Genomic DNA, 23,658 nt, shown 5'->3' on the forward strand with positions numbered 1-23,658 from the left:
CCTTCTCGATATCGTGTCAAGCCGTGTTCCTGAGACCATGCTATGAATAGAAGTGTTTTCAACCCGGCAAAAACTGAATATGACCGATCCGGCGCAGGCTGCGTGGCGGACGAGTTGACATTTTGATGTAAAACAGAGCGGGCACTCGAACCGGGCTGGTAAAATGTCACCAATTCGCAATGAAAGCCGGGAATGACTGGTTACACCGGTGATTTTGCAAGCGGTTGGAAAAAATATACGATACTGGTGCGAGCGCGCGGAGTTGCACCAAAACTGAAACGGGCGAAGGCATGAGCCTAGGAATACAAAAAGAAATAACCGGCCGTGCGCCGCGCATTCTGTTCTACAGCCACGACACGTTCGGGTTGGGTCATTTGCGCCGTTCCCGCGCGCTGGCCGGGGCGATCACTCAGGTTAACCCGTCGGCATCTGCGCTGATCCTGACCGGATCGCCCGTGGCCGGACGGTTCACCTTTCCACGTCGCGTCGATCACGTGCGCTTGCCGGGGGTGACCAAGCGCGCCGACGGATCCTATGCCGCGCAGACGATCGGAATGGGCATCGAGGAAGTGACCGAGCTGCGCGCGGGACTGATCCAGACGGCGGTGCAACAGTTCGACCCGGACGTGTTGATCGTCGACAAGGAACCGACCGGTTTTCGGAGCGAGCTTCTGCCCACTTTGGAGAGCCTTCTGCGGAACCCTCGTGCCAAACTGGTTCTTGGCTTGCGCGACGTTCTGGATGAACCCGAGGTTCTGGCGGCCGAATGGGAGCGGAAAGAGGCCATCGAAGCAACCGAGCGATACTATGACGAAATCTGGGTCTATGGGCTGCGCTCGATTTATGATCCCACCCAAGGGCTACCGCTCAGCCCGGCCGCGCAGTCGCGTATCCATTGGACCGGCTATCTGCGGCGAGATCTGGGGCCGGTCGGCGAACCGCCGGAACAGCCATACATCCTGATTACGCCCGGTGGCGGCGGTGACGGCAAAGCCATGGTCAATCAGGTCTTGTCCGCCTATGAGAAAGACCCAACATTGTCGCCGCGCGCCGTACTTGTTTACGGCCCTTTTCTGGCTGGCGAACTGCGCGAAGAGTTTGAGACACGAGTTGCTGCACTCAACGGTCGGGTCACAGCCGTCGGTTTCGAATCCCAGATCGAAACGCTGTTTGCCGGGGCCGCAGGGGTGGTCTGCATGGGTGGATACAACACCTTTTGCGAGGTCCTGTCGTTCGACAAACGTGCTGTCATCGTTCCACGCACGACCCCGCGCCTAGAGCAATGGATCAGGGCGTCCCGAGCCGAAGATCTGGGGCTTGTTCGGATGCTGGACGAAAACCGCGACGGGCTGTCGGCGGATGCCATGATACAGGCTATCCGTAACCTGCCCCATCAGCCATTGCCGTCCCAAGCAATCCGCGAAGGCCTGCTGGACGGCCTGGACTATGTAACAAGCCGCGTTGACGCGCTGCTTGGCAGGGAACGGGAACGGGCCACCGGATGACTTCAGCAAAACCTAAGCTCGCGGTGCTGGTCAAAGGGTGGCCGCGCCTGTCCGAGACGTTCATCGCTCAGGAACTGGTCGCCCTGCAGGACGCGGGCCACAGCTTTGATATCTGGTCCCTGCGCCACCCAACGGACATCAAGCGTCACCCGCTGCATGATCGTTTCAACGGGAACGTGCACTATCTGCCCGAATACCTGTATGAGGAACCTGAGCGCGTCTGGGCCGGGCGTCGCATCGCGCAAACCCTGCCTGGATACGCCGAGGCCTATGATGTCTGGCGCGCAGATCTGCGCCGTGATCCGACGCATAACCGAATCCGACGGTTTGGGCAGGCTTGCGTTCTGGCCACCGAATTACCCCAAGAAACTCGGGTCATGTATGCGCATTTCATGCATACTCCATCTTCGGTCGCTCGCTACGCGGCCATCATGCGCGGCCTGCCCTGGAGCTTTGCCGCACATGCCAAGGACATCTGGACCTCGCCCGACTGGGAAAAGGCGGAAAAACTGCAAGCCAACACCCACGGCGCGGCCTTCGGCGCGACCTGCACCGCAATCGGGGCCAAGCACCTGCGCAGTCTGGCCGACGACCCGGCGCGGGTCGACCTGATCTACCACGGTTTGGATCTGGACCGCTTCCCTGCTCCCCCAACCCGAGAGGCCCGGAAACCAGAGGGACCGTTTCACATGGTTTCGGTTGGCCGCCTTGTCGAGAAAAAGGGGTTCGACCACCTGATAGATGCTTTCGCGCTTCTGCCGGAATCGCTGGACTGGCACTGGACGCATATAGGTGGCGGCGCGCTTGGCGATGCGCTGCGCAACAGGGCCGAAGCCGCCAGGATATCGCATCGGATCACCTGGAAAGGGGCGTGCGATCAACCCGAGGTTATCGAAGCGATGCGCCAGTCTGATCTGTTCGTGCTTCCCAGCCGGATCGCGGAAGACGGCGACCGGGACGGTTTGCCGAATGTCTTGATGGAGGCCGCGTCTCAGCTGCTGCCCGTTTTGTCGACTCCGGTTTCCGCCATTCCCGAATTCATCGACACCGGCGTACATGGGCTTTTGTCGGATGACAGTCCGGCTGCTCTTGCAGCCGCCATAACGGAAATGGCGACCAATCCCGAACGCTCGGCCGCGATGGCGGCGGCTGCCTATGACCGCCTGATTGCCGAGTTCCGCATGGATCCCGGCATTGCTCTTTTATCCAAACGCCTGAGTGCGCTGGGCGCGGACAGAGGCTGATGGCCCGCGTCGCCTTTTACTCTCCGATGAAATCACCGGACAGCCCGGTGCCTTCGGGCGACAGGGAAATGGCGCGAAATCTGATGCAGGCCATTGCGGCACAGGGGGATCGGATCGATCTGGTGTCCCGGTTGCGCATTTACGACAAATCTGGCGACGCTCAGGTTCAATCTAAATTACGAGCCGAAGCCGACACTGAAGCGCAGCGTGTAATTGTAGATTTGCCCACGGACACGGCCTTGTGGGTGACGTACCACAACTATTACAAGGCACCCGACCTGCTGGGCCCAAAGGTGTGCGCCGCGCGGAATATTCCCTATGTTCAATTGGAAAGCACCCGCGCGACCAGTCGTTTGCACGGTCCATGGGCAGGGTTCGCGCAGGCCGCACATGACGCCTGCAACGCCGCTCGGATCATTTTTTACCATACGACCAACGACCTTATTACTTTGGAGCGCGAAAAATTCGGCGATCAGAGTTTGGTCGAACTGCCGCCATTCCTGCCAATGGATAACCTGCCGCCTGCGTCAACCTGCGAAGGTCCAATGTTGGCTGTCGGGATGATGCGGCACGGTGATAAATTTGCCTCCTATACACTGCTGGCGCAGGCACTGACGCGGCTGTCCGGCGATTGGACCTTGAATATCGCAGGCGACGGTCCTGCCCGGTCCGAAGTCGAAGGCCTGATGGCCCCATTCGGGTCTAAAGTCCGGTTTCTTGGCCAGTTGGACCGCGAAACCCTGCAGGCTGTTTACGCGACCGCTTCACTTTTGGTCTGGCCCGGCGTCAACGAAGCCTATGGCATGGTCTATCTGGAGGCTCAGGCCAATGGTGTACCCGTCGTCGCGCAGGACAGACCCGGTGTACGAGACGTTCTGGCACCTGCTGAGTATCCGTCCGTCGATGCCGGAGCGGAAGGCCTGGCCGCCAGAATACGGGTGCTGCTTGAAGATATCGCAACACGCCGCGCGTTGGGCAACGAGGCCCGTAAACGTATGTCCGAACGCCACCTGATGCCCGGCGCAACCGACCGGTTCTGGCAGGCGGCCCGACCTTTGACGGAGACCATTTCATGAGCCAGCTTGCCCTTTTGCGCCATGGTCACACGCATTGGAACCGCGCGGGCCGCATTCAGGGACGCAGCGACATTCCATTGGATGCCGATGCCCGAACGGAACTGGCAGGTTATCAACTGCCCGAACCGTGGGGTGCGGCGGCTCTCTGGTCCAGCCCACTGCAACGCGCCAGCGAAACAGCTCGTTTGGTGGCAGGGCAAGAACCCAGCGTTTCCGAAGCGTTGACCGAAATGAACTGGGGCGATTGGGAAGGTAAACGCGGTGTCGACCTGATTGCCGACGCGGACAGCGGTTACCGCCATATTGAGGACTGGGGTTGGGATTATCGCCCCCCGAACGGCGAAAGCCCTGCAGAAGTCCGGGTACGGCTGCAGCCGTGGCTGGACGGGTTGCAGGGCGACACGGTGGCCGTGTGCCACATTGGTATCATGCGCGTGATATTAGCCGGGGCATGGAGTTGGAATTTCGAAGGCCCTGCACCCTTCAAAATCAAACGAAACCGCCTTTACATCATCGATCTTGATAGCTTCTGCGCCTACCCCGAGCCGATCCGGCTGCTGCGACAGGAGGCTCCCGAATGAAGGTCATGATCGTTGTGACCCACTTGCTGGGCACCGGGCATCTCAGCCGTGCTTTGACCTTGGGCCGAGCCTTTGTTCAGGATGGGCACGAAACCTTCATTGTGTCCGGCGGAATGCCTGCCCCGCAACTGGACAGCACCAAAATGACAATGTTGGGACTGCCGCCACTGCGTTCGGATGGTACAGAATTCACCCGCTTACTGACTCAGGAAGGAACGGTCGCCGATCCCGACTATTTCGAGGCGCGAAAAACCGCATTGGTCGAGGCCATTCGCACCTTTGAGCCAGACGTTCTGATCACAGAGCTTTACCCATTCGGTCGACGGTCACTGGCCGCTGAATTCACGGCAGCATTGGAGACAGCCCGGAACATGAACCCGCGCCCGGTCATTCTGGGATCGATCCGGGACATTCTGGCGCCGCCGTCCAAACCCTCGAAGGCTGAACGGGCCGAAAAAACCATTCTGGAGCATTACGACGGCGTCCTTGTACATTCGGATCAGAATGTCGTGCCCCTGAACGTCAGTTGGCCAGTGTCCGAGCAATTGGCACATCGCCTGTTTTACACCGGTTTCGTGGCTCCACCCACCCCGACCCCACACGCAAACGCGATAGGTAGGGACGAAGTGCTGGTCAGCGCCGGTGGCGGATCGGTAGGTCAGCCAATCTTTCGCGCGGCCATCGAGGCCGCCCGAAAGATGCCCAACAGGCGCTGGCGCCTGTTGGTGGGCGGGCAGGACGCACAGGCGCGTATTGAACAACTAGCGCAACTGGCGGGTGACCTCCCAGTGATATTGGGACCCGTGCGCCCCGATTTCCGACACATGCTGCCCCATGCAGCGGCCTCGGTCAGCATGTGCGGCTACAACACTGCGTTGGACATTCTGCAGACTGGGATACCTGCTGTTTTCATCCCGTTTGACGACGGCAACGAAGTCGAGCAAAGCCTGCGCGGCCAAACCCTATCGGACCTTTCGGCAATAGGCGTGTTGCCAAGTAAATCCCTGGACGGGGAAGCCCTGTTTCAGGCCGTCAGCGAAGTAATTGCTTCCGGGCCGCGCCCGGTTTCCACCCATGGTTTCGATGGTGCTGCGCAATCCGTTCAGATTGCGAAAAGGCTTTGGGAGCAGCGCACATGATTGCAGACTGGAGCCCTTTGACCGCAGAGCTTGAAGTCTGGCACCAGCAAGGGCTGGCTCTGCCGATATGGTGGCGCGACGATGACGCCGTTTCAACGACGCCACACCTGGATCGGCTTTCCGCGATGTCGGATAAGCTGGGCGTACCGGTTCATCTGGCCATCATTCCACGCGATGCCGAAGACGGGCTTGTCGAATACGTATCCTCCCGACCGAACCTGATCCCTGTTGTTCATGGATGGGCACATCAGAACCACGCGCCTAAAGGCGAGAAGAAATCCGAGTTTCGCCTGCATCGACCTCTGTCCGAAATCGTCCAAGACGCGCAATCCGGGACTACGCGCATGCGCACGCTGTTCGCAGATCAGCTGTGCCCCATGTTCGTCCCCCCCTGGAACCGCATCGCGCCCGAAGTTGTCAAGGAGTTGCCCGCCGCAGGGTATCGCATCCTGTCGACCGCGACGCCAAGACCAAGCCCGCAGGCCGCCCCGGGGCTGGATCAGATCAACACACACCTGGATCCGATTGACTGGCGTGGAACCCGCGGACTGGCCGCGCCCGAGACGCTGATCGCCAAAACGGTTCAGCTGCTGCGCGACCGCCGCGAGGGCCGTACAGACAACACGGAACCCTTTGGTATCTTGACCCACCATCTGGTTCATGATGAGGACATCTGGACCTTTTCTCACGACCTGCTGCACCGGCTTATGAAAGGCCCGGGTTTTGTCTGGTCGGTAGCCCGCGATTGAATACGGAGACCTGAATGAGCCGACTGGATTCCATGCTGCGCCGCCTGACTGCCCAACGCGACGGTCTGAACTGGGCAGTTGATCAGATTGCCGACATGGATGGCGACGTGCTGGACATGGGCCTTGGAAACGGCCGCACCTACGACCATCTGCGGGAAATCCTGCCGAACCGAAGAATCTGGGTAATGGACCGCGTGCTGCAATGTCATCCGTCCAGTACGCCTCCGGCAGAGGACTTTCTGCAGGGCGAGGCCGAACCGATGCTGCAGAAACTGGCCGAGGGTGGGCCAACGATCGCCATGGCGCATTACGATTTCGGGCGCGGCGTCAAGGATGAGGACGTTGCCGAAGCGGCGCGCCTCAGCCCTTTGATCGCACAAGTAGTGCTGCCCGGGGGTCTGCTGATCTCGGGCCAGCCTCTGGTTGGCTTTGACCAGATCGGCGGCCCGGACACCATCGCTCCGGATCGCTATCTGTTCTACAGGGCCTGATCAGGCCACGCGCCGCCCGCGCGACCAGACGCCATTCAGTGCCGGTGCGCCTTCGCGCATGCGGAACCGGATAACGTCCGCGCGTGCGCCTGCCCGCAGCTCGCCCCGGTCATCCAATCCAACAGCCTCGGCAGGTGTTTTTGTCACGGTCTTCATACCGCGGGCGAAATCGCCCCACATCTCGCCCAGGCGCGCAGCGGACAGCAGCAGGGCGGCCGGCACGTAGTCCGAAGACAGGATGTCGAGGTGGCCAAGCTCGGCCAGTTCCTGCGCGGCGACATTGCCGGAATGCGACCCACCCCGGATCACGTTCGGCGCGCCCATCATCACCTTGATGCCGTGATCATGGCAGGCGCGTGCGGCCTCAACTGTAGTCGGAAACTCAGCCAAGGTGATGCCGTGCCCAGCCGACACGCGGACCTGCCCCTCCGTCGTGTCATCATGGCTGGCGAGCATTGCGCCGAACCGATTTGCGGCCTTAACGGTTTCGATCTCGTGCCTGTCACCGAACCGGTCCCGCAGCGCCTTGAGCTGCGCCACATGTTGCAGGAAGTCATCGTCGTTCATCGCGTGCTTGCCCTTCATATAGGCTTCAAGCTGCGACATGTCGCGGAACTGGCGCTGTCCGGGTGTGTGGTCCATCAGTGAAACAAGCCCGACCCGGTCCTCGGGACCAAATTCATCCAGCTCATCCACCAGCGTTTCCGAGCACACTTCGGCGCGCAGATGCAAAAAATGGCTGATCTTCAGCGCGTCCTGTTCGCGCAGGTCCCACAGTTCTTGTGACAGTCCACGAGCGTATTTCTTGTAACGGTTGCCGGATGGGATCGAACCGATCCGCATTGCGTCGAACACAGTGGTGATCCCTGTGCTCGCCAGTTCCGCGTCGTGCGCCAGGATCGCGGCAGCGTGCGGCCAGTCGACCTTGGGACGCGGCTGGATGTGCCGTTCCAGATTGTCGGTGTGCAGCTCAACCAGACCAGGACAGATGTAATCGCCCTCGCAATCCGTCGCGCCCGCCGGAACTGTCGCGCCGGTGGCGATCTCAGCAATGGTATCACCCACAATCCGAACGCTGCCTGTCACCGTCTCATCCGGAAGAACAAGTGTGGCATTGGCAAGTATCATTTCTTCTGTCATCTGAATTTCACAACGTTTGAGCTATTGGGAAGGCCACGCATAGGAGGCCAATGTGACATTCACGCGATACGCGATCTATTTTGCGCCACCGGCCGAGGCCGAATGGACGAAATTTGCAACCCAATGGCTGGGATGGGACATGGAATCCGGGAACGAGGTTGCGCACCCTGTCGTTGACGGCGTGGACGTTTCGGCCGTGACCGAAGTTCCGCGAAAATATGGGCTGCATGCGACGATGAAGCCGCCGTTTCGCCTCAATGATGGGCAGGCGTTGGGCGACCTGAAAGACGCGTGCGAACGATTGGCAGAATCTCGGCCTGTAGTGACCCTGGACGGAGTCGAAATTGCCCGGCTGGGTCGTTTTCTGGCGTTGCGGCCGACAGGCGACTCGGACGGGCTGAACGACCTGGCGGCGGCTTGCGTCCGCGATCTGGACCGTTTTCGCGCCCCTGCGCCCGAGGCTGAACTGGCGCGTCGGCGCGCGACCGGTTTGACCCCCGAACAAGACGCCAATCTTGTTCGATGGGGATATCCCTACGTGATGGATATGTTCCGCTTTCACATCACTCTCAGCGGCAGGCTGGACAAGCCTACACTGAGCACCGTTCAGGCGGCTTTGGAAGACCAACTGGTCCCGCTGCTGCCCGAACCGTTTCAGATCAAGGATCTCGCTCTGATGGGCGAAGCCAAAGATGGCCGGTTTCACCTGATCCATCGCTATGCCCTTTCCGGCTGAAGTCGGGCGAGAATGGTGTCTATCGTGACGTCCAGCGGCCCTGAATTGTCGACCTCGATCACGCGGTTCAACCCCTCCGGCAAAGGAATGCCAGCCCGCCCCAAGCGGCGCACCTGATCACTGGCGCTTTCCCGTCCGCGCAAGGAAAGGCGCTGCGCCAGCACCTCGGGGTCAGCGGTCAGAGAGATCACGATCAGATCACCAAAAACCTCCTGCGCCCGCATCAGCATCGATCGGGACAGGTTGACCAACAAAGCATCAGCCTCTTGCCGTTGCGCTGCGATTTCTTTTGGGATGCCATACAGCAATCCGTGCGCCGGCCAGTGCAGCGCAAACGCGCCGTCCAGCACCATCTGCTCGAAGATTTCGACCGAGACCCGGTCGAAATCCTCGCCCACTTTACCTTCGGGGCGGGTGATCACGCGACGAACACGAGATATCCCCGGCGCATGCGCGGCCAGCGCTTCCATCACGCTGTCCTTCCCAACACCCGATGGTCCAACGACCGCTATGACCGGAGCAAGGCTCATGCAGCGATCCCCGGAGTAAAATCCGAGACGTTAATCTCGCGGTCACATACACGGTCACGCGCTTCGACGTCATGGAAAATTCCCACAATCGCAGCGCCGCGCGCCTTGGCCTCTTCGATCAGGGACAGCACTGTTTCGCGGTTCTGTGCGTCCAAAGACGCTGTGGGTTCATCCAACAGCATCGCAGGATATTCATGCGCAAATCCGCGCGCGATATTGACCCGCTGCTGTTCGCCCCCCGAAAAGGTGGTCGGGCTGAGGGTCCACAGACGCTCTGGAATGTTCAATCGCGCCAGCAGCCCCGCGGCCTTGTCCAGCGCAACCTGTCTATCACAGCCGATGGCCAGCAAAGGTTCGGCCACTACCTCAAGCGTTGGAACCCGTGGTACAACACGAAGGAACTGGCTGACGTAGCCCAAGGTCTCGCGCCGCAGCGCAAGGATTTCGCGAGGTTCAGCTTGCGCAACGTCCAGCCCGTCGACCAGAACCCGCCCCGAAGCGGCCAGGTAATTTCCGTAGATCACCCGCATCAGCGTGGATTTCCCCGCCCCTGATGCCCCTGTCAGGGCAACGCACTCGCCGGGCGCCACTTTCAGTGTCGCACCTGTCATCACAGGAATAACTGCGCTGCCCTGATTGTGCAGGGTAAAGCTTTTGCTGACATCTTTGAGTTCAATCATTGCCTTCACCTTCAAACCTGCAGAACGCTGGAGACCAGCAGTTGCGTATAGGCATGTTGCGGATCGTCCAGAACCTGATCTGTCAGCCCGGCTTCGACCACATGACCGCCTTTCATGACCATCAGCCGGTCCGCCAACAGACGCACCACGGCCAGATCATGGGTGACGATGATGGCGCTCAGCCCCATCTCACGAACCAGCCCGCGCAGCAGATCCAGCAAACGTGCCTGTACCGAGACATCCAGCCCGCCGGTCGGTTCGTCCATGAACACCAGCCTCGGTCCGGTCACCAGATTACGCGCAATCTGCAGCCGCTGCTGCATCCCGCCAGAAAAGGCTGTTGGGCGGTCATCCACGCGGGTCTCGTCGATTTCGACCCGCCCCAGCCAGTCGATCGCGCGGTCCCGGATGGCGCCGTAGTGGCGGTCGCCGACGGCCATCAGGCGTTCACCGATATTACCGCCAGCGCTGACCGACATCCGCAGACCGTCACGGGCATGTTGGTGCACAAAGGCCCAGTCCGTTCGGCTCAGCATCCGGCGCTCGGGCTCGGACATGGTGACCGTATCCACCGGCCCATCGGCACGTGTGTCAAAGACCACCCGCCCGGCGTCAGGTTCCAGATGCCCGGCCATACAATTCAGCAAGGTGGACTTGCCCGAGCCACTTTCACCCACGATCCCCATCACCTCGCCGGGATAGAGATCAAAGCTTACATCCGTGCACCCGATCCGCGCGCCATAGCGTTTCTCGATGCCTTTGACCTGCAACAGGGGGGTCATGCCGCGTCCTCCTCGGCCAGTCGGCCTACTTGGCCCGCCTCGCGGCGCGACCGGCAATAATCGGTATCCGAGCAGACAAACATCCGGTTGCCCGCGTCATCCATGATCACTTCGTCCAGATAGCTGTCTTCGGCCCCACATAGGTCGCAGGGATGATTGGCCTTGGTCGCCTCGAACGGGTAGTCCTCGAAATCGAGGCTCACGACTTTGGTATGCGGCGGCACCGCGTAAATCCGCTGCTCGCGCCCCGCGCCAAATAGCTGGATCGCGTCCATCTCAAGCTTGGGGTTGTCGAATTTCGGGATCGGCGACGGGTCCATGACATAGCGGTCCGACACCTTCACTGGATAGGCATAGGCGGTCGAAATCGCACCGTGTTGGCTGATATCCTCATACAGCTTTACGTGCATCAAACCGTATTCCTCGAGGCTGTGCATCTTTCGCGTCTCGGTCTCGCGCGGCTCCAGAAAGCGCAGAGGCTCCGGGATCGGCACCTGATAGACGATGATCTGATCCCCGCGCAGCTTAGCCTCGGGGATACGGTGGCGTGTCTGGATGACCGTTGCCTTCTCGGTCTCTTCCGTGGTCTCAACACCTGCGGTGTTTTCAAAGAACTTACGGATAGAAACGGCGTTGGTCGTATCATCCGCACCCTGATCGATCACCTTGAACGTATCCTCGGGCGTCAGGGTCGCTGCCGAGACCTGCACCCCACCGGTGCCCCAGCCATAGGGCATCGGCATTTCGCGGCTGGCGAACGGCACCTGATAACCCGGCACCGCCAACCCTTTGAGAATGGCACGGCGTATCATTCGTTTGGTTTGTTCATCCAGATAGGCGAAATTATACTCGCTCATAGGAAACCTCTTTCGGTCAACTCAACCTCCAACGCTCGCGGAGTGGTAAAGTGTATGCCGTCCATGCCGACAGCGCGCGCGCCTTCGACATTGTGCAAACCGTCATCGATGAACACACAGTCCTGAGGCGCGATACCTGCCCGTTCGCAAAGCAGTTCGAAAATCCGCGCATCGGGCTTCATCACACACTCCTGCCCCGAAACGACAAGAGTTCCGAAAACTTCGCCAAGACGCGGGTGAACCTTCAACCCTTCCGGCCATGTTTCAGCTGACCAGTTGGTGATGGCATGAACCGGAGTTCCACGCATCTTGAGCCGGTCCAGCACATCCCATGTACCGTGGATCGGGTTTTCGACGGTACGCGTGTATAGTTCGACATAAGCCGCAAACAGGGTTTGATCCCGCGGGTCCTCAAGCTCCAGTGCCAGATCGGCAAAGCGTTCGCCGCTATCTCCGCGGGCATTGCGGGCCAGGAAATCCGTGCGTTCAATGAACGCATGCGCAGCCTCTTCTGAACCCAACTCTTCAGCCCAAGCAAGGTGGGGTTGCCAGTCGACCAACACTCCACCGATATCAAAAACGACAGCCTTCATTCCGCAGCCTCCTTCGGTGTGATCCGCTCTTCGGCCTCACGGCGCAGTTTGCGGACAAGTTCCAGCTCGGACTGAAAATCCACGTAATGCGGCAACTTGATATGTTCGAGGAAACCGGTGGCCTGAATGTTGTCTGAGTGGCTGAGGACAAATTCGTCATCCTGCGCAGGAGCGCCCAGATTGTCCTCACCCAACTCTTCCCAACGCAGGGCGCGATCGACCAGAGCCATCGCGATGGATTTACGTTCCGACTGGCCGAATACCAGCCCATATCCGCGCGTGAATTGCGGCGGTTCGGTCTTGGATCCTTTGAACTGGTTCACCGTCTCGCATTCGGTCAGTTCGACTTCACCGATCTCGATGGCGAAACCCAGCTCGGGGATGTCCATCTCAACCGCGACTTTTCCGATGCGCAATTCGCCCACGAAGGCGTGGTTGCGGGCGTAGCCGCGCTGGGTCGAATAGGCCATGCCCAACACGAACCCTTCGTCCCCGCGTGTCAGCGATTGCAGGCGCAGGGGGCGGTTCGCCGGAAACTCCATCGGTTCACGCGTCAGGTCGCCAGGCGTCGCATTGCTGACTGGATCATCCTGAATAATGTCCTCTCCCTTGAGGAATTCGGTGATATGCGGCGTTGCTTCCATGCGAGGTTGCCCCTCGGGCGCGGCTGGAACTTCACCGTCGGCGGCCAGTTTGAAATCCAGCAACCGGTGTGTGTAATCGAACGTTGGTCCAAGGACCTGACCGCCCGGCGCGTCTTTGAACGTGGCCGAGATACGGCGGTCACAGGCCATCTCGCCTGTTTCAACCGGATTGGAATACCCAAATCGCGGTAACGTGGTCCGATAGGCCCGGATCAGAAAGATCGCCTCGATCAGATCGCCGCGCGCCTGTTTGATCGCCAGCGCAGCCAGATCGGGGTCGCATAAAGAGCCCTCGGCCATAACTCGGTTGACCGCCAGACTGAGTTGCTCACGGATTTGCGCGATGCTCAGTTCGGCAATATCGGTCGACCCACGCCGTTCCTCGGCCAACCAGGCATGCGCGTTTTCGATGGCCTTTTCACCACCTTTGACTGCTACATACATCGCTCAGACCTCCAAACTGATCTGCGTGCTGCGCGGCAGGGCTGCAACCCTGTCACCGCACGTGAAAAAGAAGTCACTCCCCAGCGGATACAAAGCCGCGTTGACCTGCAGCGCCGAAACGTCCGGCAAGGTCAGGCGCGCCGTGTCTTTGATGCCCGGACCGCGCAAGACAGCTCCTGCCTGTTGCAGGTCGTCACATTCAACAATCAGGGTTGTTGACCGGTCCGGGTATTCTGCCGTCCCGATACGGTATGTGCTCAATGGCCCAAGTTCCGACCAAGTCCCGACCGCAAAATCTGCGTTCGCAGGCGCCGAGAGAGGCGCCCCTGTGTGAAAGGTCAGCCAATGGCGTACGGCATCCGTATCAGCTGCGCCCGCCAGATGAACCTTTGTGTCCGGATCGCACAGTGTCAGCAGCAGAGTTCCCGCTGCGACCGAAAGGGGTTCTGGCGGCTGGCCACCGGTGACGTGACGGATCTCGCCCGGCCGGGCCATCACGGTCATGGCGGCACGAAACGCGTGGGCGGCATCGACCGGCGCGTTCTGAAACCCACCCGAAAACTGGGACTGCGTGCTCATCAATCCTCTCCCCTGACCATGGTGAAAAACTCGACCTTCGTTGCTGCGGCCTTGGCCGCTCGGCCCATTTTGGCGGCCTGCATTTGATCGTTGAGCGGCGCGATCACCTGCGCACGAACAGCATCTGCAGCCGAGGTCTGCATCAAGGCATCGATCAGCGCGGCCGCCTCGGCCTTGGGCTTGGAACGGCCTTGCACATATCCGTGCCCGACTGTTCCGTCGTTCAGTACTAATGAGCAGCGCGTGACGGTCATTTCTCCAAGGTTAAACGGTGCGCCGGTACCACCTGTGCGCCCGCGAACCATCACGCCACCGACTTCGGGGCTGCGCAGCCACTCGAAATCTGGACAAGCTTCGTATTTGTCCCAAAGCGCCATCAGCGCCCCTTCGGGTGCACGCGCCAGCAGGCCCATCCAGCCCTGCCGTGCTGCATTCTCAATATTTGTCTGATCTGCCATCAAAGCCTCTTGGCCGGGTTGTCTACTTGATCTATACAACTAGACAAATATTACACCCCACCACGGCGACTCGCAATCCGCATCCTTGTGAAGTTTTGATGACATGAGAAAAACACCCGTCTGGAAAGGCATCGCGTTGAGCCTGACATCCGACATCGCCGAAGGCCGCTATAACACTGGTGATCGCCTGCCGACCGAGGCGCAACTGGCCGCCAAACATGGGGTCAACCGCCACACGGTGCGACGTGCCCTGTCAGATTTGGCCGAACAAGGCCTGGTTCATGCCCGCCGCGGCGCCGGTGTTTTTGTGGCCGCACAACCAACCGACTATGCGATTGGTAGACGCGTGCGATACCACAAGAGTATTTCGGCCAGTGGCAAGATTCCCGGAAAGAAAATCCTGACCCTGACCACGCGCACAGCGGATGGAACCGAAGCCGAGGCATTACAGATTGCCGCTGGTGATCCTGTGCATGTCTATGACGGGCTTTCCCTCGCCGACGGGCAGCCGATCGGCCTGTTTCAAAGCGTCTTCCCCGCAGAACGCCTGCCCGAAATTCTTGAAGCCCTGTCAGACACTCAGTCCGTGACCAAAGCCCTGCAGCAATGCGGTGTTGCGGACTACACACGTATCTCAACGCGCCTGACTGCCCGCGCAGCCACGGCGACCCAAGCTCTGCACCTGCGCCTGCCCGAAGGCACGCCGGTTCTCTATTCTGTTGGAATAAACGCGGACCCAAACGGGTTGCCTGTTGAGTTCGGACGGACTGTTTTTGCCGGAGACCGGGTTACCCTGACCTTGAACGAAGATTAGGCGGCAACGCTCCCGCCCCTCTTCGACCTCCTCACGGAGGGCTCATCCCGTTGGGCATAGCGCCGCGCAAAGCGCGGCGCCGAGCCCAAGGCCGCCAGGTCGCGTCGGCGCAGCCGATGCGGACGCGGGCGCGGGAGTTTTCGCCTCACGGCCGTTCAAACCGTTTCGTACTTGTCCAGAAACGCTTCCGCGCTCAATGCACGGAAGTCCGGCAGAGCCGCGCGCAGGCGGGCATTGTCCCAATCCCACCAGGCCAAAGCTATCATACGCTCGGCCACGCCTTTCGGATACCGGCCCCGGATCGGCTCAGCCGTGACACCGCCTACGATGGTATATGGTGCCACATCCTTGGTGACGACCGCACCCGAAGCTATGACCGCACCGTGGCCGATGGTCACTTCGGGCTTTATGATCGCCGCGTGACCGATCCACGTATCGTGGCCTATCCGAGTTATGCGGCTGGCGCGGCACTCGAACCATTCTGCGTCGTCTTCCGCATCGTCCCAATAGTCGGCCGAGCGATAGAGGAAATGGTGCAACGACGCTTTCTCCATCGGGTGATCCGTTGCACCGATCCGCGTGAAGCTGGCGATGTTGGCAAACTTGCCGATTTCCGCATTGGCGATGTCACAGGTACGGTCGCAGTAGGAATAGTCGCCAAAAGTCGAATTCGCCACACGGGTCCCAGCGCCGATTTCGACGAATTCGCCGAAGTAACTGGCGGTGATCTGACACTCCGGATGGATGAACGGCTGGTCTAAACGCAGTCGCGCCATGGTCTGTTTGTCCTTAACTATGGTCATGGCAGCGGGAACGACTTCGCTTTAGCGTCCTTGGGCTTACGCTTTTTGCCGGTTTCTCCCTGAATGAGCCGCCGCCGCAGCCACCCCGAGAACCAGTCCATCAGCATCACCATCAGGATGATCAGGACAATGTAGTAAGCGACCTCCTCCCAGTCCTTCTGGGTAATGATCGCCTGCGTCAGCAGCAGGCCGATACCACCGCCCGTGATCGCGCCGATCACTGTCGCACTACGGGTGTTGGACTCAAGGAAGTAAAGCAGCTGGCTCAACAGCACCGGTGTCACCTGCGGGATCACACCAAAGCGATAGCGCTGCGGGGCATTCGCGCCTGTGGACTGAACCCCTTCGATCTGCTTCTGGTCGACGTTTTCAAGCGCTTCTGAGAAAATCTTGCCGAAAGTACCCGTATCAGTCACCAGCATGGCAAGTGCGCCGGTCAATGGTCCGGGGCCAAAAGCCCGCGCCAGTATAACTGTCCAGATCAGCGCATCCACGCCTCGCACAAAGTCAAAGATGCGACGAGTGGCAAATCTGAGCGACCTTAGAGGGTTGAAATTGCGAGCGGCGAGGAATGCCAACGGTAGGGCCACCATCGCGGCACCAAATGTTCCAAGGAACGCCATCAGGATGGTTTCAAAGATTGCCCATGCAACGTCTTGGTGCCGCCACATCTTGTTGGTCCAGAAATCGTTGAAAATCTCTCCAGCCTCACCTTGAGCGGCCAACCCGGCCAACTCAGTGAAGGACTTGCGATAGTAGGGGCTATCGAGGGTGAACCAGAACAATTCCCACCCGTTGAAGTAGCGGAACACCTCGGAACGATTACGCGTCACCGTCAGGCGCCCCGCTTCCGTAGTGATTGCCATCCGGTTTTTCGAGACATTGATCCAATCCGGGACATCTCCGCCCGGTAGTTCAGCCTGAACGCCCGATGAGCGAGTCGGTGTCGCACGGACCGTGCCGTAACCCGGGATATCGTATTCTACAGTCTCGGGTCCAAAGCGCACGACATGGCCGTCTTCCAGATCAATGACCGTGGTTTCCCCCAGGCTGACCCACTCCGGGGCCTGCCCTTCCGGGTAGCGGCCTTTGCGTTCCCCTTCGACGGCAGCCGAAACCTCGCCTGTGCGGTTGTCGCGCTCGATATGGGTTTTGTAGCTATAGCTGTCGGCAATCAGCGTCTGGCCGTTGTCCCAGTTGGCCCGCTCGGTCAGACCGGGTACGTCAAAGGCAAAGAACACATAGGTCAGATAGGCCAGCACCAGCGCGGGTAGGCCGAAATTCACCAGACGTTTGCGGTTGAACAGTCGGTCGGCTTCGGCCTTCAGTTCGTAAATGGACAAGTCGGTGGCGAAGGTGCTCATGCCCGCGCTCCTTTTTCGGAACCATGGGTCAGACGCTCGCGCAGGAGACCCGAGATTTGATCGACGACGACGATTGTTACGAACAGCAGAAGGAAGATCGCGGCGGCCTCGTCATACCGTCCCTGCCCCCAGGACATCGAGTTCCGCAGCTCATAGCCCAGACCGCCCGCACCGACGAAACCCAGAATGGCCGAGGCGCGGATATTGATTTCGAACCGCAACAGCGCATAGCTGACATAATTTGGACCAACTTGAGGAATGACACCCAGATACATCCGTTGCGACCAGTTGGCACCCACCGAGTGCAGACCCTCGACCGGTTTCAGCGAGGCGTTCTCATTCACTTCGGAAAACAGTTTGCCCAGCGCGCCTGCGGTGTGGATTGCAATGGCAATCATCGCCGGAACCGGGCCACCGCCCAGAACAAAGATCAGCACCAGGGCAATCACGATTTCAGGCACCGCGCGGCAGATGTCCGCGATGCGGCGAAACAGCGGGATCAGCGACGGCCACAGCGCCATGCCGCGGGTGGACATCAGCGCCAGAAACGTCCCTGCGATAGTTCCGGTCAGGGTCGATGCGGCGGCGATGTTGAGGGTCTCGACCAGTGCCGGAAAGAACTTGACCAGATTGGCAGGCAGCGCGTCGATTTTATCCCACGCCTCTGACAGAACCTCGGTTGGGTAGTCGAAGATGCGGTGCCAACCGTCGATGAAACTGCCAGCGTTTCGATCGTCAGCTGTGCGGAAACCTGCGGCCAACAGGGCCACAAAAACGATCAGAAGGATACCACCATAGACCCGCTTGCGTCGTGTCATCTCGGTATAGTCGGCCCGGATCTGGTCGACGTTGGGGGACCCTGCGGTCAGGTCTGTCATGGAATGCTCCTGAGTGGAAAAACGGGGCCCGATTTGTCACCGGACCCCGATCAATGGGTGTGCAGGCTTAGTTGGACTTCAGCTTTCGCGCTTCGATGATGATTTCATACGCATCGTGGGTGATCGGCTCGAATGCTTTCGCTTCACCCGCTGCAACGCCGTAGAAGCAGTCACGGTCCTTGTCAGCCAGACCGGCCATCAGGGCGGTCATCTTTTCTTTGACGTCCACAGGCAGAGCTTTGCGCAAAACGATGGGGCCTTCCGGGATCGGCTTGGATTTCCAGATTTCGACCATGTCGTTCATGTCGACCAGACCGGCATCGACGGCACGGCGCAGCGCACCCGACTGATACCCGTCTTCCCAGTCACCCAGACCGTCGGCCCAGGTTACGCCGCCGTCAACGTCACCGTTGTTCACTGCAACGATGGTCTGCTCGTGGCCGCCGGTGAATTTCACTTCGCCGAAGTAATCACCCGAGTCCATGGTCGCGCCGGTAGCCGCAGGAATTTCGATGGACGGGATCAGGTAACCAGAGGTCGAGTTCGGGTCGCCAAAGCCAAAGGTCTTACCCTTCATGTCTTCCAGAGAGGCGATGCCGCTGTCCTTGCGGGCAAAACCGATCGAATAATAGCCGTAGCCGCCGTCGGTGTTGACTTTGACCAGTACCGGCTCAACCGCTTCGGCGTCGCTCAAATAGGTTTTTGCATAGCTCGACGCGCCCAACCACGCCATGTCGATAGTGCCGCCCAGAAGACCCTGGATTACGCCGTCATAGTCAGCGGGGGCAAACAGCTTGGTTTCAACGCCCAGTGCTTCTTCGGCGTATTCGCGCAAGCATTCGTTGTTATTCAGACGGTCCTGAGCGTTCTCGCCACCCAGGATACCGATGCGGAATTCGCTGATTTCCTGAGCCATGGCCGGCGCGGCCATCGCGGTTGTGGCCGCCAGGGCAGCAATCAGTTTTTTCATCTGTCTCTCTCCGGTTTGATGCGCCGGCCTTTCATCGGCCGGTCGATGAAAGGGGTCGATCGGGCTTAGATGGTGGCCTCGGCTTCCATCAGGGCCTTCTGGGTCGCGTCCAGCGTTTCGATCTCGGTCGAGGTCGCCTCTTCCGAGAAGCTGGCATCGGCTCCATAGATTTCGCGGGCGACACCCGTTGTCAGTTGCTCGGGCAGGCCGTCGAATACGATACGACCGTCGCGCATACCGACCACGCGGTCGCAATAGCGGCGGGCAGTGTCCAGTGTGTGCAGGTTGGCAATGACGGTGCGGCCGTCCTCTTCGTGGATGCGACGTAGGGCTTGCATCACGACCTGCGCGTTCATTGGGTCAAGCGAGGCGATGGGTTCGTCCGCCAGAATGATGCTGGGATCCTGCATGAGGGCGCGCGCGATGGCGACACGCTGTTGCTGACCGCCCGATAGCGCCTCGGCCCGTTTGGGCGCATGTTCGGCAATCCCCAGACGATCCAGAATGTCGATCGCGCGGTGGATGTCTTCCATCGGGAACAGGTTGAACATGGTCGCCAGCGTCGAGTGACGGTTCAGCGTGCCGTGCAGCACGTTCGATACCACGTCCATGCGCGGTACAAGGTTAAATTGCTGAAAGATCATCGCGCAATCGGCTTGCCACGCGCGTTTCTCGCGGCCCCTCAGTTTGGTGACATCGCGGCCTTCGAACAGAATCTCGCCGTTGCTTGCGTCGGTCAGGCGGTTGATCATCCGCAGCAGGGTCGACTTGCCCGCGCCCGACCGCCCGATGATGCCGATCATGCAAGGCTTGTCTACATCCAGTGTCGCTGCATCTACGGCAACATTGTCGCCAAAGCGTTTGGTCAATTTCTCTATGCGCAGCACGTGCCACCCCCAATTCGTGTTGGCGGTCAGCTACAGATGAGATTCAACGGCTATGTGTCGGTTGGGTGAAAGTTTTGTAAACGCCGTTGCGGCCCAAGGGGCCTACCCATCGCTGCATATCGCCGCTATATGCGGTGCCAACACGCTATCCAAATGAGGCCAACCATGAGCTTTGACCGCAGCATCAAGATCGCCCCGTCGATCCTGTCCGCCGACTTCGCCAATTTCGGCGCCGAGATTCAGGCTATCGAAGCCCAAGGGGCTGATTGGGTCCATGTCGACGTTATGGACGGGCATTTCGTGCCAAACCTGACCTTTGGCCCGCCAGCGGTCAAAGCGTTCCGTCCGCATGTCAAAACGGTCATGGACGTGCATCTGATGATCGCGCCCGTTGATCCCTACATTCAGGCCTATGCAGATGCAGGAGCAGACATTCTGACGGCGCATGTCGAAGCCGGTCCGCACACGCACCGCACCCTGCAAGCCATCCGCGCGGCCGGAATGAAAGCAGGTGTTGCACTGAACCCCGGCACTCCGGCCGAGGTGGTCGAGCACCTGCTGGACCTCACCGATCTGGTTTGTGTCATGACCGTCAACCCCGGCTTTGGCGGGCAGAAGTTCATCGACATGACCGCCAAGATTCGCAAGCTACGCCAGATGATCGGAGACCGCCCGGTGCATATCGAGATCGACGGCGGGGTCGATCCTCGAACCGCTCCATTAGTTGCTGCAGCGGGAGCGGATGTGCTTGTGGCTGGATCTGCCGTGTTCAAAGGCGGATCGGTGGACCGGCCCGAAGTGTACGGTGAGAATCTTCAGGCTATTCGAACTGCTGCGGCGGCAATAAAGATCGCCGAGTGAACGCTTTTCGCTACTGTTCTCCGGCTCTGGCATAAACTTAGCCATCCCGTACCCGTACCAATTGCAGCGAGAGCCTTTGTTTGCCAAAGGCTCTCCTCAGATATCAATCCGCCCCAAATGCACCTATATATGCAACGCCACCGGAACCGGTTGCACTGAATGTGCCGCCCACCTCTTCGGCTTTGGGCCCATAGAACACACCATCGGCTCGGCCGCTTGTCGCAGAACCTGAGATATTAGCCGTAAACCCCGAATTCGAGACGTTCCCTGTCCCTGAGAAATCCAGTTCGGGGGCCGCACGTGTCGTGCCACCTACTCGCAAACTGTCCACAGATGTGTTCTTACTGGTTATGGTCGCCGTTGAGAAATCTGTAGTTACATTGATGGCCGATGAAGTCTGGTAGTTATCACCATCAGAAAGGCGCGCGATTCCTGTGCTTGCACCGGTGTACTGCGCGGTCCCTCCACTGGGCATATCTGCTGTCGGGGTGACCGACCCCCACGAACCAGCACCTGCAGTGCCGTTGGCCTCTCCCCGCCCCTCTAACCAGACCCCAAACGTCTGATATTCAAAAGTAGCTCTGGACGGGTCGACAAGCACGACCGCCTTGTCCCGATCAGGCGAGTTGATCGCAACAACTACAGTGCCCTGGTCGACAGTGTCTCCTGCGCGTCCGTCAAGTTCAGCAACGGAACCAGCCGCGCTTGCAGTGGCAGCGACAATGTTTCCTGCGCTGGTCGTAACGACCATTGTGGAGGATGCAGGACCGGTCTGCCCCTGTGCCGTGATGTTTCCGGTCGACTGATCTGTAGTAAACGCCTGGACCACAGCCCGCCCATTGAGCGTCGCCGTACCATTCTGGGGAAGAACAATTTTTTCCGCCGGTATGGTGGAAATCGGGCCGCCTGAAGGCGTACTACTACTATCGTCGTCGTCACTAAGATCTATATCAAGCCCCGCGATACCACCGCAGGCGCTCAAAAGAACAACCGGAATAAATGCTGCAATCCGGCAACTAATTCGGGATTTCATAACTGCTCCATAGTCAATGTATTAACGGCACATTAGTTACTCCCTTAATCAGTGCAACCTCTGTTAACATTTCAATCTAAAGGACTATCTGTTTGGTGTTTGAAATGCGACAGGTATTGGGTGAGGGACAGAAATATTCCGGCAACGCAATACCTAAAACAAAATTAAATCAAATTATTAGCTCGCCCAACCAAGCCTTTTCAGACCACCACAGAATTACTCAACAATGGAATCTGGTATGATACGGCTGTTACTTGTGCTCACATGTCTTTTGTTGACGAGTCTAACTGCCGGGCGACTGCATGCCGAGTCAAGCGTCGCAACGTCTACCGCACTGCTTGCAGATGAAATCGAGATCGAATCCTTGTTTCTGAGCGGGCTTTCTGACCTCGAAAACGGTCGACCCCAGTCCGCGATCGAAAAGTTCTCAACTATTCTGGCGACAAACCCGAACCTGATCAGGGTTCGCCTGGAACTGGCCCGTGCATTTTTCATGGCCAGACAGTGGACCCGCGCCAGAAATGAGTTTTTCACCGTTCTCTCTGGTGATCTTCCAGATCCCGTACGGGCTCGCGTATTGGGTTTTATACGCGAAATTGACGCACGGCGTGGATTTGACTGGGATCTCAGCATCGGGTTCACGCAAGTCGGCAACAACAGACGATACGATACAGACTCGATAACACTCAACTTCTTCGGGCTGGATCTGCCTTTTACTCTAAACCGCGACACCTCGACGGAGATAGGGCTGCGTGCAACGGGTGCCGCCAATTTTCGACAGCCGCTCAATATTTCCCTTCCTAATGTACAAATGGTCGCTTTTGCCTCGGTAGACTTTGACCTCACCGAAGCACCTACTTCGCAACATGATGATTATATCTTCGTGGGACGTCTTGGGCTGCGCGCTCTTTCGCAATACACGACGAGTTCATTTGGGCCGGTTCTGGCCACCCGGTTGATCGGGGGGAACGTCTATGAGAACCGCGTCGGACTGCAAGCAGCGTTCGAGCGCCGCAACTTGCTGGGTGTCTCCGTCTTTGGTGCCATCAGCGGTTTCAAGTTGCATAGCCCCAGATCTAGCGCGCTGGACGGACACAGTTTTGAAGGCGAGTTGGGCTTACGGCGATCAGTAGGTGGACGTGGCGTAATTGGACTGAGTGCTTTTGTGCAGGACAAATCCGTGGACGCCAACCTCGAAAACTACACCCGCAAAAGACTGACTCTGTTTGGCCAATATAATGCACGCGGGGGATTCACATATCGCCCCTCCGCTTATCTCGAACGCACAGCGTTTAAGACACCGAGCCCTTTGCTGACTGGAGACCCGGATGAAATCACTTGGGGTTCGACGTTAAGAGTTGAAAAAAACGACCTTTTTATCGGCAATGGTTTTTCGCCCTTTGCACAAGTCGCGTATCGCCGCACAAACTCCGGCATCGATGCCTACAGTTTCTCAGAAACTGATTTTGAGCTTGGGCTTGAACGTAGGTTTTGAGTTGCAAGCAGGGTTGATCAAGATTTCTAGGGTCAGGATTCATAACCAATAGATTACGGTTGCTGCGAGCGCGATGGCAGAAAGGAGTACTTTGGGACAGCGGTCATAGCGGGTTGCGACGCGTCTCCAGTCCTTGAGTCTGCCGAACATAATCTCGATACAGTTGCGGCGTTTGTACCTACGCTTATCGTACTTGACCGGGGTCTTGCGTTGTTTACGGCCGGGGATGCTGGCGCGTATCCCTTTGTCTTTTAACGCTTCTCGAAACCAGTCGGCGTCATAGCCGCGATCCCCAAGTAGCCAGTCGACTTTTGGGATGCTGCTG

Annotated in this window: 27 protein-coding genes; 11 read left to right on the forward strand and 16 right to left on the reverse strand. The window is 59.0% G+C overall.

Features of this window, described 5'->3' with window-relative positions:
* The first annotated feature begins 290 nt into the window (after positions 1-290).
* The 7 genes from ACR0AA_RS11300 to ACR0AA_RS11330 are packed head-to-tail and all read left to right on the forward strand — an operon-like array spanning position 291 to position 6,785.
* Entirely contained in the window at positions 291-1,505 is a 1,215-nt protein-coding gene (locus ACR0AA_RS11300) for a glycosyltransferase family protein (RefSeq protein ID WP_480756089.1), read from the forward strand.
* Positions 1,502-2,749 (forward strand): glycosyltransferase, encoded by a 1,248-nt coding sequence (locus ACR0AA_RS11305; RefSeq protein WP_480756091.1) that lies wholly within the window; start codon positions 1,502-1,504, stop codon positions 2,747-2,749. The genes ACR0AA_RS11300 and ACR0AA_RS11305 overlap by 4 nt, the downstream gene beginning before the upstream one ends.
* Positions 2,749-3,825, forward strand: coding sequence for a glycosyltransferase family 4 protein (locus ACR0AA_RS11310; RefSeq protein ID WP_480756092.1), 1,077 nt, complete (start codon positions 2,749-2,751; stop codon positions 3,823-3,825). The genes ACR0AA_RS11305 and ACR0AA_RS11310 overlap by 1 nt, the downstream gene beginning before the upstream one ends.
* Positions 3,822-4,406 carry a histidine phosphatase family protein gene (locus ACR0AA_RS11315; RefSeq protein WP_480662941.1) on the forward strand — a complete coding sequence of 195 codons (585 nt, stop codon included), beginning with the start codon at positions 3,822-3,824 and terminating at the stop codon, positions 4,404-4,406. Before ACR0AA_RS11310 ends, ACR0AA_RS11315 begins: the two co-directional genes overlap by 4 nt.
* Positions 4,403-5,545, forward strand: a complete 1,143-nt coding sequence (locus ACR0AA_RS11320; RefSeq protein ID WP_480756093.1) for a glycosyltransferase family protein — start codon at positions 4,403-4,405, stop codon at positions 5,543-5,545. Before ACR0AA_RS11315 ends, ACR0AA_RS11320 begins: the two co-directional genes overlap by 4 nt.
* The gene (locus tag ACR0AA_RS11325; protein WP_480756094.1) at positions 5,542-6,294 is read left to right on the forward strand and encodes a polysaccharide deacetylase family protein; all 753 of its coding nucleotides are present in this window, start codon (positions 5,542-5,544) and stop codon (positions 6,292-6,294) included. The genes ACR0AA_RS11320 and ACR0AA_RS11325 overlap by 4 nt, the downstream gene beginning before the upstream one ends.
* Before the next feature lie 14 nt (positions 6,295-6,308).
* Positions 6,309-6,785 carry a class I SAM-dependent methyltransferase gene (locus ACR0AA_RS11330; protein WP_480662935.1) on the forward strand — a complete coding sequence of 159 codons (477 nt, stop codon included), beginning with the start codon at positions 6,309-6,311 and terminating at the stop codon, positions 6,783-6,785.
* Here ACR0AA_RS11330 and ACR0AA_RS11335 read toward each other — a convergent pair whose 3' ends face one another.
* Positions 6,786-7,925, reverse strand: coding sequence for an alpha-D-ribose 1-methylphosphonate 5-triphosphate diphosphatase (locus ACR0AA_RS11335; protein ID WP_480662933.1), 1,140 nt, complete (start codon positions 7,923-7,925; stop codon positions 6,786-6,788).
* A gap of 52 nt (positions 7,926-7,977) precedes the next feature.
* Between ACR0AA_RS11335 and ACR0AA_RS11340 the strand changes: the two genes are divergently transcribed.
* Positions 7,978-8,661 carry a DUF1045 domain-containing protein gene (locus tag ACR0AA_RS11340; protein WP_480662931.1) on the forward strand — a complete coding sequence of 228 codons (684 nt, stop codon included), beginning with the start codon at positions 7,978-7,980 and terminating at the stop codon, positions 8,659-8,661.
* Here ACR0AA_RS11340 and ACR0AA_RS11345 read toward each other — a convergent pair.
* Genes ACR0AA_RS11345 through phnG form a run of 8 tightly spaced genes read right to left on the reverse strand, consistent with a single transcriptional unit; the run spans position 8,643 to position 14,228 of the window.
* Positions 8,643-9,191, reverse strand: a complete 549-nt coding sequence (locus ACR0AA_RS11345) for an AAA family ATPase (RefSeq protein ID WP_480662929.1) — start codon at positions 9,189-9,191, stop codon at positions 8,643-8,645. The two genes, ACR0AA_RS11340 and ACR0AA_RS11345, sit on opposite strands and share 19 nt — an antisense overlap.
* Positions 9,188-9,871 carry a phosphonate C-P lyase system protein PhnL gene (gene phnL, locus ACR0AA_RS11350; RefSeq protein ID WP_480662926.1) on the reverse strand — a complete coding sequence of 228 codons (684 nt, stop codon included), beginning with the start codon at positions 9,869-9,871 and terminating at the stop codon, positions 9,188-9,190. The genes ACR0AA_RS11345 and phnL overlap by 4 nt, the downstream gene beginning before the upstream one ends.
* Positions 9,872-9,882: 11 nt before the next feature.
* Positions 9,883-10,653 carry a phosphonate C-P lyase system protein PhnK gene (gene phnK, locus ACR0AA_RS11355; protein ID WP_480662924.1) on the reverse strand — a complete coding sequence of 257 codons (771 nt, stop codon included), beginning with the start codon at positions 10,651-10,653 and terminating at the stop codon, positions 9,883-9,885.
* Positions 10,650-11,510: an alpha-D-ribose 1-methylphosphonate 5-phosphate C-P-lyase PhnJ gene (locus ACR0AA_RS11360; RefSeq protein WP_480662922.1), complete on the reverse strand. Its 861-nt coding sequence runs from the start codon at positions 11,508-11,510 to the stop codon at positions 10,650-10,652. The genes phnK and ACR0AA_RS11360 overlap by 4 nt, the downstream gene beginning before the upstream one ends.
* Positions 11,507-12,103 carry an HAD family hydrolase gene (locus ACR0AA_RS11365; protein WP_480662920.1) on the reverse strand — a complete coding sequence of 199 codons (597 nt, stop codon included), beginning with the start codon at positions 12,101-12,103 and terminating at the stop codon, positions 11,507-11,509. Before ACR0AA_RS11365 ends, ACR0AA_RS11360 begins: the two co-directional genes overlap by 4 nt.
* On the reverse strand, positions 12,100-13,191 hold the full coding sequence (locus ACR0AA_RS11370) for a carbon-phosphorus lyase complex subunit (protein WP_480756095.1): 1,092 nt from the start codon (positions 13,189-13,191) through the stop codon (positions 12,100-12,102). Before ACR0AA_RS11370 ends, ACR0AA_RS11365 begins: the two co-directional genes overlap by 4 nt.
* Positions 13,192-13,194: 3 nt before the next feature.
* A complete protein-coding gene (gene phnH / locus ACR0AA_RS11375; RefSeq protein ID WP_480756096.1) occupies positions 13,195-13,770 on the reverse strand; it encodes a phosphonate C-P lyase system protein PhnH in 576 nt (191 codons plus the stop codon).
* On the reverse strand, positions 13,770-14,228 hold the full coding sequence (phnG, locus tag ACR0AA_RS11380) for a phosphonate C-P lyase system protein PhnG (protein ID WP_480662914.1): 459 nt from the start codon (positions 14,226-14,228) through the stop codon (positions 13,770-13,772). The genes phnH and phnG overlap by 1 nt, the downstream gene beginning before the upstream one ends.
* A 103-nt stretch (positions 14,229-14,331) precedes the next feature.
* On the opposite strand from phnG, the gene phnF reads away from it, so the two are divergent.
* Positions 14,332-15,042 (forward strand): phosphonate metabolism transcriptional regulator PhnF, encoded by a 711-nt coding sequence (gene phnF / locus ACR0AA_RS11385; RefSeq protein WP_480662912.1) that lies wholly within the window; start codon positions 14,332-14,334, stop codon positions 15,040-15,042.
* Between the two features lie 155 nt (positions 15,043-15,197).
* Here the strand turns inward: phnF and ACR0AA_RS11390 are convergent, their stop codons facing one another.
* The 5 genes from ACR0AA_RS11390 to phnC all read right to left on the reverse strand — a co-directional run bounded on the left by ACR0AA_RS11390 (position 15,198) and on the right by phnC (position 19,944).
* Positions 15,198-15,818, reverse strand: coding sequence for an LbetaH domain-containing protein (locus ACR0AA_RS11390; RefSeq protein WP_480662910.1), 621 nt, complete (start codon positions 15,816-15,818; stop codon positions 15,198-15,200).
* A gap of 23 nt (positions 15,819-15,841) precedes the next feature.
* Positions 15,842-17,209, reverse strand: a complete 1,368-nt coding sequence (gene phnE, locus ACR0AA_RS11395) for a phosphonate ABC transporter, permease protein PhnE (protein ID WP_480662908.1) — start codon at positions 17,207-17,209, stop codon at positions 15,842-15,844.
* The gene (phnE, locus tag ACR0AA_RS11400; RefSeq protein WP_480756097.1) at positions 17,206-18,087 is read right to left on the reverse strand and encodes a phosphonate ABC transporter, permease protein PhnE; all 882 of its coding nucleotides are present in this window, start codon (positions 18,085-18,087) and stop codon (positions 17,206-17,208) included. The genes phnE (ACR0AA_RS11395) and phnE (ACR0AA_RS11400) overlap by 4 nt, the downstream gene beginning before the upstream one ends.
* 67 nt (positions 18,088-18,154) lie before the next feature.
* Positions 18,155-19,057, reverse strand: a complete 903-nt coding sequence (gene phnD / locus ACR0AA_RS11405) for a phosphonate ABC transporter substrate-binding protein (protein ID WP_480662904.1) — start codon at positions 19,055-19,057, stop codon at positions 18,155-18,157.
* Positions 19,058-19,122: 65 nt separating this feature from the next.
* Complete coding sequence (phnC, locus tag ACR0AA_RS11410) at positions 19,123-19,944, reverse strand: phosphonate ABC transporter ATP-binding protein (protein ID WP_480662902.1); 822 nt, start codon at positions 19,942-19,944, stop codon at positions 19,123-19,125.
* 165 nt (positions 19,945-20,109) lie between these two features.
* On the opposite strand from phnC, the gene rpe reads away from it, so the two are divergent.
* Entirely contained in the window at positions 20,110-20,805 is a 696-nt protein-coding gene (gene rpe, locus ACR0AA_RS11415) for a ribulose-phosphate 3-epimerase (protein ID WP_480756098.1), read from the forward strand.
* Between the two features lie 103 nt (positions 20,806-20,908).
* Here the strand turns inward: rpe and ACR0AA_RS11420 are convergent, their stop codons facing one another.
* Positions 20,909-21,838: a transferrin-binding protein-like solute binding protein gene (locus tag ACR0AA_RS11420; RefSeq protein WP_480662898.1), complete on the reverse strand. Its 930-nt coding sequence runs from the start codon at positions 21,836-21,838 to the stop codon at positions 20,909-20,911.
* A gap of 238 nt (positions 21,839-22,076) precedes the next feature.
* On the opposite strand from ACR0AA_RS11420, the gene ACR0AA_RS11425 reads away from it, so the two are divergent.
* On the forward strand, positions 22,077-23,333 hold the full coding sequence (locus ACR0AA_RS11425; RefSeq protein WP_480756099.1) for a tetratricopeptide repeat protein: 1,257 nt from the start codon (positions 22,077-22,079) through the stop codon (positions 23,331-23,333).
* A gap of 39 nt (positions 23,334-23,372) precedes the next feature.
* Here the strand turns inward: ACR0AA_RS11425 and ACR0AA_RS11430 are convergent.
* Positions 23,373-23,658: transposase (locus ACR0AA_RS11430; protein ID WP_480756100.1), on the reverse strand; the 286-nt coding region annotated here is incomplete at its 5' end.

The sequence above is a fragment of the Ruegeria sp. CE8 genome (assembly GCF_056537465.1).